The sequence below is a fragment of the Methylocucumis oryzae genome, from assembly GCF_000963695.1.
Classification (GTDB): Bacteria; Pseudomonadota; Gammaproteobacteria; order Methylococcales; family Methylomonadaceae; genus Methylovulum; species Methylovulum oryzae.
On record NZ_LAJX01000128.1, the window covers coordinates 1 to 10,116 of the forward strand.

General features: G+C 44.2%; 10 protein-coding genes and 1 pseudogene. All 11 read left to right on the forward strand.

Annotation, left to right across the window (positions count from 1 at the left end):
* Positions 1 to 291 precede the first annotated feature (291 nt).
* Positions 292 to 732 (forward strand): hypothetical protein, encoded by a 441-nt coding sequence (locus VZ94_RS12915; RefSeq protein ID WP_045779538.1) that lies wholly within the window; start codon positions 292 to 294, stop codon positions 730 to 732.
* Between the two features lie 78 nt (positions 733 to 810).
* Positions 811 to 3,232 (forward strand): annotated as a pseudogene (gene ppsA / locus VZ94_RS12920) (phosphoenolpyruvate synthase).
* A 176-nt stretch (positions 3,233 to 3,408) separates the two neighbouring features.
* Entirely contained in the window at positions 3,409 to 4,149 is a 741-nt protein-coding gene (locus VZ94_RS12925) for an alpha/beta hydrolase (RefSeq protein ID WP_204369147.1), read from the forward strand.
* Between the two features lie 75 nt (positions 4,150 to 4,224).
* A complete protein-coding gene (locus VZ94_RS12930; protein WP_045779539.1) occupies positions 4,225 to 4,713 on the forward strand; it encodes a hypothetical protein in 489 nt (162 codons plus the stop codon).
* A 40-nt stretch (positions 4,714 to 4,753) separates the two neighbouring features.
* Positions 4,754 to 4,897, forward strand: a complete 144-nt coding sequence (locus tag VZ94_RS25975) for a hypothetical protein (protein ID WP_157844920.1) — start codon at positions 4,754 to 4,756, stop codon at positions 4,895 to 4,897.
* Positions 4,898 to 4,947: 50 nt separating this feature from the next.
* Positions 4,948 to 6,735: an NAD(P)H-dependent oxidoreductase subunit E gene (locus tag VZ94_RS12935; protein ID WP_045779540.1), complete on the forward strand. Its 1,788-nt coding sequence runs from the start codon at positions 4,948 to 4,950 to the stop codon at positions 6,733 to 6,735.
* The gene (locus tag VZ94_RS12940; protein WP_045779541.1) at positions 6,728 to 7,450 is read left to right on the forward strand and encodes a 2Fe-2S iron-sulfur cluster-binding protein; all 723 of its coding nucleotides are present in this window, start codon (positions 6,728 to 6,730) and stop codon (positions 7,448 to 7,450) included. Before VZ94_RS12935 ends, VZ94_RS12940 begins: the two co-directional genes overlap by 8 nt.
* The gene (locus tag VZ94_RS12945) at positions 7,440 to 7,982 is read left to right on the forward strand and encodes an NADH-quinone oxidoreductase subunit B family protein (protein ID WP_045779542.1); all 543 of its coding nucleotides are present in this window, start codon (positions 7,440 to 7,442) and stop codon (positions 7,980 to 7,982) included. Before VZ94_RS12940 ends, VZ94_RS12945 begins: the two co-directional genes overlap by 11 nt.
* Positions 7,983 to 8,138: 156 nt before the next feature.
* The gene (nth, locus tag VZ94_RS12950; RefSeq protein ID WP_045779543.1) at positions 8,139 to 8,780 is read left to right on the forward strand and encodes an endonuclease III; all 642 of its coding nucleotides are present in this window, start codon (positions 8,139 to 8,141) and stop codon (positions 8,778 to 8,780) included.
* Positions 8,781 to 8,896: 116 nt separating this feature from the next.
* Positions 8,897 to 9,499: an HvfA family oxazolone/thioamide-modified RiPP metallophore gene (locus VZ94_RS24510; protein WP_045779544.1), complete on the forward strand. Its 603-nt coding sequence runs from the start codon at positions 8,897 to 8,899 to the stop codon at positions 9,497 to 9,499.
* A 118-nt stretch (positions 9,500 to 9,617) separates the two neighbouring features.
* The coding region (locus VZ94_RS12960) for a multinuclear nonheme iron-dependent oxidase (RefSeq protein WP_045779545.1) at positions 9,618 to 10,116 on the forward strand (499 nt) is incomplete at its 3' end.

The following is a 10,116-nucleotide window of genomic DNA, read 5'->3' on the forward strand; positions in this document are numbered from 1 at the left end:
GCGTTATCAGAGTGAAGAACGCCGTAAATACGTCCCTGTAGGCTTGGCGGCAGCATCCCTGCTGCCGACACCTCAAGCCACAAGGACGTGGCGAATGCAGAAAACGCAGGGAGCAGTTTTCTGCCATTCTAAACAACCTGTCCCGGCTTGGTATTGTCCCGTTTAAAGTTGGTAGCCCACGCGAAAAAACGCGCAAATTTCTTGCTTATAATGGAAACGCTTACTAAATTAATAAGCTTCTGGTTAAGTGTTGGTTGTCTTAACCTCTTTTTCTTCACTAATGGCTATCTCATGAAAGCACTTTGGATTATTGCATCGGTTTTATCGTTATCAGGTTGCGCGACATTAATGAGTGAGTCGGAAAACGCCGTGATACTCACCAGCGCCCCCTCTAAAGCCAATTTTAAAATCACAAATAGGCAAGGCCAGGTTGTTTATACGGGCATGACACCGGCAACACTGAATTTGGCCAGTGGTGCGGGTTATTTTAAGCGAGCAAAATACACAATTGAGTTTCAAAAGCCTGGTTATAAATCGGCTAACGTGGCGTTAAACGCCGATTATAACCGCTGGTATCAAATGAATTTCTGGACAGTGTTAGGTGTTGTTGGCGCAGTAGGCGTTGACCCTGTGACGGGTGCGATGTGGCAACTACCTGAGCGCGCATCGCAAACTTTAGTACCCGCTGTGGCGGCAAAAACCTTAACCTCAGCTAAGGTTAAAAAACCATAAGGCTAGATTGACTTAAATCAAAGCATTTAAGCCAAACGACATTTATACTCAGAAGAAGCCACATTAAGGAGCGCCGCCATGTCTAATTCTGTCCGCTATATCCGTTGGTTTAATGAATTAACGATTGATGATATTCCATTGGTAGGTGGTAAAAATGCCTCGCTAGGCGAAATGTATCAGGAGTTAACGCCTAAAGGTATTTTAATCCCCAATGGTTTTGCCATTACTGCCGAAGCTTATCGCTATATGTTGGATAAGGCAGGGATTTGGCACACCTTAAAACAGACCTTATCAGGTTTAAATCCTGATGATGTCACCGACCTTGCTAAACGCGCGTTGACGGCACGAGAATTAATTTACAGCGCACCGTTACCAGAAGATTTAGCCAAGCAAATCTTAAGCGCTTATGCCGAACTGCAACAACAATACGGCGATGATTTAAGTGTAGCGGTACGCAGTTCAGCTACTGCCGAAGATTTACCGACGGCGAGTTTTGCCGGTCAGCAAGATACTTATTTAAATATTCGCGGCGAACAAGCTTTATTAGAAGCCTGTAAACGTTGCTTCGCCAGCTTATTTACCGATAGAGCGATTCATTACCGTATAGACCAAGGTTTCGACCATTTCAAAATCGCGTTATCTATAGGCGTGATGAAAATGGTGCGCTCCGATTTAGCTGCCAGCGGCGTGATGTTCTCATTAGACACCGAATCCGGTTTTAAAGATGTCGTGTTTATTACCGGCGCTTATGGCTTAGGGGAAAAACGTGGTGCAAGGTGCAGTTGACCCCGACGAGTTTTATGTGCACAAGCCTACGTTTACTGCAGGCTTTAAAGCAGTATTAAAACGCAGCCTAGGCGCGAAAAAAATTAAAATGGTTTATAGCGGTGGACGCACACGCGAACCTACCCGTAATGTCGTCACTTCAACTGAAGAGCGTAACCGTTTTTGTATTAATGACCAAGACGTGTTAACCCTGGCTGAGTATGCCTTAACGATAGAAAACCATTACAGCGCAAAAGCTGGTTTTCAAAAGCCTATGGATATGGAATGGGCAAAAGATGGACTTGATGGCTTGTTGTATATCGTGCAAGCTAGACCAGAAACGGTGGTGTCACAGCGTAGAGGTTTAGTCCTAGAGCATTATCGACTCACTGAACCCGGTGTGGTGTTAATCACCGGCCATGCGGTAGGTAGTAAAATCGCTGCCGGCACGGCGCGTATCATTGGACAGGTAAGCGAGTTAAGCACGTTTAAACCTGGCGATGTATTAGTTGCAGATATGACTACACCCGATTGGGAACCGGTAATGAAAATAGCCTCGGCAATTATCACCAATCGCGGTGGTCGCACCTGTCATGCCGCGATTATTTCGCGTGAATTAGGCGTACCAGCCGTGATTGGCTGCGATAATGCAACGACCATTATTCCGGACAACACCCCAGTCACAGTGTCATGTGCCGAAGGCGATATTGGCAAAGTGTATCAAGGTCAGTTAGCTTTTGCGGTGACGCATACCGACTTATCGGAACTGGCTAAGCCTAAAACACATATTATGATTAACATCGGTAATCCTGAACTGGCGTTTAAAACCAGCTTATTGCCTAATGATGGCGTGGGTTTGGCGCGCATGGAATTTATCATTACCGAATATATCAAAGCACACCCCATGGCGTTATTACATCCTGAGCGGGTAAAGGACAGCCAAGAATTAGCGTTATTACAACAATTGACGCACAACTATCAAACACCTGCCGAGTTTTTTATTCAGCGCTTAGCAGAGGGCGTTGCGACCATCGCCGCTGCGTTTTATCCGAAACCCGTCGTAGTGCGCATGTCGGATTTTAAATCCAATGAATACGCCAGTTTGCTAGGCGGGCGTTGGTTCGAATTTAGCGAAGAAAATCCTATGATTGGCTTCCGTGGCGCATCCCGCTATTATCATCCCGCTTATGCCGAAGGCTTCGCATTAGAATGTGCAGCGATGCGTAGAGTGCGCAATGACATGGGACTGACCAACGTGATTTTAATGATACCGTTTTGCCGTCGCATAGCCGAAGCGCAACGTGTATTAGCCTTCATGGCTGAGCAAGGACTTAAACGTGGCGACAATGGCTTACAGATTTATGTGATGTGTGAGATTCCGAACAACGTGATTCAAATCGATGCCTTCTCGCAGCACTTCGATGGCTTTTCCATAGGCTCTAATGATTTAACACAATTAACACTAGGCGTTGATAGAGATTCAGCAATTGTCGCGGCTGAATTTGATGAACGCGATGCCGGCGTGAAAGAAATGATACGATTAGCGGTCACCGGTGCGCATCGCAACAACCGCCACTGTGGACTTTGTGGACAAGCGCCGTCAGATTATCCAGAAATGGCTGAATATTTAGTTGAAATCGGCATTGATTCGATGAGTTTAAATCCCGATACTGTGTTAAAAACTACGCAATTAGTGCTAGATACCGAGCAGCGTTTGAAGAAAAACCAATCCTAACTATAGTAATAACGCGTTTTGAATAGATTATTTATGCGCAGCCTTACTGCCGTTAAGTTAAGCCATCTTGAAGTTCAAAGTTTGCTTTGTGCGGTGTTTAAACGTATGCGAGGCAAGTCTTGCACTCCGATAACCGGATGCTTAACTTAATGGCAATGACGCGCCTGTTTACTATCATGATTATCACATTGGTTTTGACCTATGCTTTATTCTGTATTGCATTATTTGTGTTCCAGCGGACGCTGATTTACTATCCTCAGCCTGCACATAACCGTAATAACATAGAGGTATTATCGCTAGTATCGGATAAGGAAAGCATTCAAGTATCGGTAAAGCCATTAAACACGGATAACGCTGTTATTTATTTTGGCGGTAATGCAGAAGATGTGTCGTTTAGCTTACCTGCGTATGCGCGCATTTTTCCAAATGATGCGATTTATATGATGCATTATCGAGGTTACGCTGATAGCACCGGTAAACCGTCTGAGCAAGGATTATATAACGACGCTTTAAACTTATACGATAAGGTCGCTAAGCAGCATTCCCACATTACCGTGATTGGCCGAAGCATAGGTAGCGGCATTGCCACACGCCTAGCGAGCGAACGCCAGATTGCACGCTTAGTGTTAGTAACACCTTTTTATAGTTTAGAAGAAACCGCTGCACAGCAGTTTCCCTGGTTTCCTGCACGATGGCTATTACTGGATAAATTCCAGTCTTGGCGTTATGCTAAAAATATAGCGATACCTACCTTAATCATTGTCGCCGAGCAGGACGAAATCGTTAAGCCTTCTGACTCAGAACGCCTATTCCATGAATTTAACCCAGGCATTGCAAAGCTAAAACGCTTACCAGGAGAAGACCATAACAGTATTTCTACGAATCCGGATTACTGGCTAGCGCTGAAATTCGATTAGCCTGCAAAGCATTGCTTCGGGGCAAGAATGTGTTTATGTTCGCGTTACACTTGCTAAGGAATTACAGGAATACTTATGACGATACACTTTGACTCGGTGACTGAACAAACTATTGTTAATTCAATGCTGCAGCAATTACAGGCCAACGGTTATCACGTCACGCTACAGCCAGAACCAGAAACTTTACCTTTTGATTTAGGTGGTTATAGACCAGACTTAATTGCTACCAATGATAATGAAGGTATTATTTTTGAAGTTAATGCTCGTCATTTAGGCATTTCTGTCGATAAACTACAAGAGCTAGCAGAAAAAATTGCTCAACATAAAGGTTGGCGATTTATGCTGGTGACAGATGAAGATGTTGCTAATAACCTTGAATACAGTACAAACGACAACTTACCGTCTTGGTTAGCTCTACAAACGAAGCTAGATACGATAAAAAATCTCATTCAAGACAACATGTTACTTGAACCTGGGTTACTTTATCTATGGAGCTTATTTGAGTCCATGTTGCGCAAAACGAGCAATTGCACAATTCATACCTGTAGATCGATTTCCCGCTGATAAATTAATTAAGCACATGTATTCAAGCGGTGAGTTATCAATGCAAGAATTTGATATGCTTATGATTTTATCAGAAAAAACCAATAGAATCGCACATGGCTTAACAACGCTTTTATCCCAGCAAGAATTTGAACAACCGTTAATGACAGCTTATGCTTTAATCAAAAAATGGGGAGCAAGCTAGGTTAGTGCTAGCATTGCTACTGATAGTTAACTGATGAAAATAGGTTACTTATGAAAGCCTTTCTCGAACAACTCGCCGCTAAATACCAACATAATGCGACGAATCTATTAGCCATATTACGCGCGGTGCAAGCGCGTTTTCATTACATTCCAGAAGCAGCTATCACGACATTAGCTGACTTATTAAGCATTCCGCGCACGCAAATTTTAGCCGTCGCCGAATTTTACAGTTTTTTTCATTTAACGCCTAAAGGCCAGTATGAGGTGTTTATTAGTGACTCGATTACTGACCACATGCTCGGTAAACACGAATTAATGGCGTATCTATCTGAGCGCTTACAGGTCGCGGTTGGTGAGGTTCGCGCGGATGGCTTAGTAAGCTTAGATAATACCTCATGCACAGGCTTATGTGATCAAGGCCCAGCTGGATTAGTCAATGGCTTAGCGTTAACCAATCTCGATAAAGCCCGCATCGATTTAATCGCCGAGTTAATTAATCAACAAAAACCTTTGTCGGAATGGCCTAAACATTTATTTGCTGTCAACGACAATATTCAGCAAACCGGTTTGTTACTCGCGAGCGCGATTACGCCCGGCCAAGGCTTAACCACAACGTTTACACGCGGTATCACACAAACCTTGGCTGAGATTGATTTGTCTGGATTGCGGGGGCGCGGTGGGGCTGGTTTTAAGACCGCATTGAAATGGCGGTTTTGCTCAGAAGAACCGGAAACAGAACGCTACGTGGTGTGTAATGCCGATGAAGGCGAGCCGGGTACGTTTAAAGATAGAGTGCTATTAAATAGTTATGCCGAACAAGTGTTTGAAGGCATGACGATTGCTGCGGCCATCATAGGCGCAAAACAAGGTTTTTTATATTTACGTGGTGAATATTTATTTTTATATGAAAAACTACTCGCCTTACTCGAGCAGCGCCGACAAGCTGGATTATTAGGCCAAAACATTTTAGGTCAGGGTATTACCTTCGATATAGAAATATGCTTAGGCGCGGGGGCTTATATTTGCGGTGAAGAATCAGCGCTGATTGAATCGTTAGAAGGCAAAATGGGTATACCGCGTAATCGGCCGCCTTATCCAGTGAGTAGCGGCTATTTAGGCAAACCGACTATTGTTAATAACGTAGAAACCTATTTAGCTGCCGCTGCGATAGCCGTTAATGGCGGCGCTTGGTTTGCTAATTTGGGTACGGAAAAATCTAAAGGCACCAAAATCTTAAGCATTAGCGGCGATTGTAAACGACCTGGCATTTATGAAGTACCTTTTGGCATAACGGTACAAGCCGTCCTAGACTTGTGCGGTGCTGATGACGTATTCGGCGTGCAAATTGGCGGGCCATCAGGCATGTTTATTTCAAATCAAGAACTACACAGAAAACTAGCCTTTGAAGATTTAGCCACGGGTGGTTCATTTATCATTTTTGATAATAGTCGGGAGCTATTGGCAATCGTTAAAAACTTTACGCATTTCTTTGCGCATGAAAGTTGTGGCTTTTGTACGCCTTGCCGTGTCGGAACCTCGTTATTGCAAAAACAATTGGATAAAATCGTTGACGGTCATGGCTCTGCCGGTGATGTTGTCGCATTAGAAGAATTATGCCGATTAATCAAACAATACAGCCACTGCGGTTTAGGCCAAACGGCGGCGAATCCTATTTTGACCACCTTAGAGCGTTATCCTGAAATTTACCAAGCACAATTAAAGCAGATTAGCTACGAGCCGGGGTTTGATTTAGACGCTGCATTAGCAACAGCAAGACGGTTAGCAAATCGTGATGATGCAGGCGCGCATTTAGCGCAAATTGGAGAAGAACATGACTAAAACGTTGACGATAGACGGTAAAACGATTCCTTTTCAAGATGGCCAAACCATTATTGAAGCGGCAACGGCAGCCGGGGTTTATATTCCGCATTTATGCCACCATCCAGAATTTACCCCGCATGGCAGTTGTAAGCTGTGTTCGGTTAAAGTCAATGGCCGTGTGTGTTCTGCATGTACTTTCCCAGCCGCCGAAGGCCAAGACGTTATTAACAATAGCCAAGAACTCAACGATGATAGACAAAAAATTACCCAAATGTTGTTTGTCGAAGGTAATCATTTTTGTCCGTCATGTGAGAAAACAGGCAATTGTCAATTACAAGCCGTTGCGTATCATTTGAATATGCTAGACGACCATTTTCCGTTGTTCTTCCATAATCGCAACGTCGATGCCTCACATAGCGATGTGTTAATTGATCATAACCGCTGCATTTTCTGTACTTTATGCGTTAGAGCCAGCATAGAACAAGACGGTAAAAACGTATTTGCCATTGCCGGACGCGGTATTAACAAACACTTAGCCGTTAATTCAGCAACAGGTTTGTTAAAAGATAGTGACTTGGATAAAAACGACAAAGCAGCGCATATTTGCCCGACGGGAGCCATATTGATTAAACGAACCGGTTATCAAGTACCGATTGGACAGCGTCTGTACGACCATCAAGAAATTGACGCAGTCAGTTTAGCGCATGAAACGGAGCAACGTCATGGCGAATAAAATTAAAGTCGCAACCACCTCATTAGCCGGCTGTTTTGGTTGTCACATGTCATTCTTAGACATTGACGAGCGCTTGGTCACGTTAGTCGAGCATGTACAATTTGATCGTTCGCCACTGACTGACATCGAGCATTGCAGCAGCGACTGCGATATAGGTCTTATCGAAGGTGGAGTCTGTAATTCTGAAAACGTCCATACCTTGCGCGAATTTCGTAAGCAATGCAAAATTCTCGTTGCGGTAGGCGCGTGTGCTATTAATGGCGGTTTGCCTGCCATGCGTAATTTCATTCCATTAGAAGAATGCTTAGCCGAAGCATATTTGCATGGTATAGGCGTAGAAAATGCGCATGTACCTAATGATGAAGAGTTGCCATTGTTATTAGATAAAGTTCGCCCTATCCATGAAGTCGTCAAAATTGACTACTTTTTACCAGGCTGCCCACCGTCTGCCGATGTGTTTTGGAAATTTCTCACGGATTTATTAGCAGGTAGTCAGCCTAAATTGGATTATGAGCTGGTGCATTTTGACTAGAATGATTGGCTACCAACGTAAGGCGGGGCGGGGTATTCAGAGTGCAGGTGTTGGCAGCAGGGATGCTGCCGCTAAGCCTACAGGGATTTATTCACGGCGTCCTGAACTCTGAATATCCCGCCCCCAACTAAAATGTGTAGCCGAATGATTTAAAGCATGAATGCAAAAAAATGCCAGGCATTATTTGCTAAGCTTGCGCTAGCGATTCCTGAACCCACGACAGAATTAAACTACACCAGCACCTTTGAACTATTGATTGCGGTGGTGTTATCGGCACAAGCCACCGATAAAAGCGTGAATAAGGCTACGGAAAAGCTATTTGCGGTAGCCAATACCCCTGAAGCTATCTTAGCCTTAGGTGAAGATGGCTTAAAAAACCATATTAAAACCATAGGGTTATATAACAGCAAAGCGACTAATATTATTAGCTTATGTCGGCAGCTCATAGCAAAGCATCAAGGCCAAGTACCCGAAACCCGTAGTGAATTAGAAGCGTTAGCCGGTGTCGGAAGAAAAACCGCTAATGTAATCTTAAACACAGCCTTTGGTCATGCCACTATTGCGGTGGACACCCATATATTCCGCCTTGCGAATAGAACAGGGTTAGCTCCAGGCAAAACGGTACTCGCCGTTGAATATGCTTTAGAGCAAGCCGTTCCTAAACGCTACAAACAAGACGCGCACCATTTGCTGATTTTACACGGTCGTTATGTCTGTACTGCGCGCAAGCCTAAGTGTTGTGATTGCGTTATTGCTGATTTATGCGAATATGAGCAAAAAACCCCAGAAGTTAATTAACCCTGCACATTGTATTTTTTTTATAGCGCAGTATAGTTATGGCTCAGGTAATGTTTCAGTTAACCAAACAGGATGCACAGGCATCCATCTTTAAATAATAAAACAGGAAACTATTTATGAAAACAAAGAGTAAATCACCATTAGCAGCAGCTATGGGCGTGGCTATTATTTCTTCATTAAATGTTGCAACTGCGAGTGCAGAAGCCAATCCATTTGGCATGAGCGAATTAACTAACGGTTATATGCAAGTTGCTGAAGCCGCTAAAACTGGCGAAATGGCATGTGGCGCCAATATGCCTGGTATGAAAGACAGCAAAAGCAATGTAGAAGGCGCATGTGCGGGCAGCAAAACTAGCTCAACTGCAAAAACCAGCGAAGGCAAATGTGGTGAAGGTAAATGCGGTGCCATGATGGACGGCGACAAAATGAAAAAAGGCATGGAGTCTACTTGCGGCGCGATGATGAAAGGTAAAGAAGGCGCTTGCGGTAACACTAAAGCAGCCGAAGGCAAATGCGGCAGCCAATGTGGCGAGCAAATGAAAAACTGCGCAAACGCTAAATCAGCCGAAGGCGCTTGTGGCGCACAAATGAAAGGTTGTGGTGAAGGCATGCAAGGTTGCGCAGAAATGATGAAAGGCAAAGAAGGCGGTTGTGCTGCTGACAAAAAACCAGCCTCAGCAACACCAGGTGTCTCTGTAAAACCCGCTAACACCCGCTAAACCATAAGGTTTCAGCTTAATCTAAAATAAGGCGGCGGTTGCCGCCTTATTTTTTGACTATCATTTCCCGTAGGGTACGCAATGCGTACCACTCACTGAGTACATCCGAGGTGGTCAAATGGACACTCATACTACTATTCAAAATGCCGGTTTAGGCTTAAGACGTTCGTTACTACCGCACGTTCTTGCCAGTTCCCCATCTGCGGTTAATTTTTATGAAGTGGCGCCGGAAAACTGGATAAATATTGGCGGCAAACTGGGTAAACAATTTCGTATGCTCACAGAGCGTCACCGCTTTGTTTGTCATGGTTTGTCGTTATCGTTAGGCAGCACTGATCCATTAGATGAAGCGCTGGTCTTAGCCATTAAGCGTTTTATGGCCACTCATCAAATCACATGTTATAGCGAACACTTAAGCTATTGCAGCCATAACGGGCATTTATACGATTTATTACCGATACCGTTTACCGAAGAAGCGGTACATCACGTTGCAAGCCGTATTAAACGCGTACAAGAGTTGTTAGAGCAAAAAATGGCACTGGAAAACGTGTCATACTACGCCGCGCCAGGCCAAGAAATGTCCGAAAGCGATTTTTTTAATGCGGTAGTCGCAGAAG

Bases quoted from the DNA above. Each gene is read 5' to 3' on its own strand.
- VZ94_RS25975 (WP_157844920.1), top strand. From the start codon at position 4,754: ATGCAAGAATTTGATATGCTTATGATTTTATCAGAAAAAACCAATAGA.
- VZ94_RS12930 (WP_045779539.1), top strand. From the start codon at position 4,225: ATGACGATACACTTTGACTCGGTGACTGAACAAACTATTGTTAATTCA.
- VZ94_RS24510 (WP_045779544.1), top strand. From the start codon at position 8,897: ATGAAAACAAAGAGTAAATCACCATTAGCAGCAGCTATGGGCGTGGCT.
- VZ94_RS12915 (WP_045779538.1), top strand. From the start codon at position 292: ATGAAAGCACTTTGGATTATTGCATCGGTTTTATCGTTATCAGGTTGC.
- nth (WP_045779543.1), top strand. From the start codon at position 8,139: ATGAATGCAAAAAAATGCCAGGCATTATTTGCTAAGCTTGCGCTAGCG.
- VZ94_RS12945 (WP_045779542.1), top strand. From the start codon at position 7,440: ATGGCGAATAAAATTAAAGTCGCAACCACCTCATTAGCCGGCTGTTTT.
- VZ94_RS12925 (WP_204369147.1), top strand. From the start codon at position 3,409: ATGATTATCACATTGGTTTTGACCTATGCTTTATTCTGTATTGCATTA.
- VZ94_RS12935 (WP_045779540.1), top strand. From the start codon at position 4,948: ATGAAAGCCTTTCTCGAACAACTCGCCGCTAAATACCAACATAATGCG.
- VZ94_RS12940 (WP_045779541.1), top strand. From the start codon at position 6,728: ATGACTAAAACGTTGACGATAGACGGTAAAACGATTCCTTTTCAAGAT.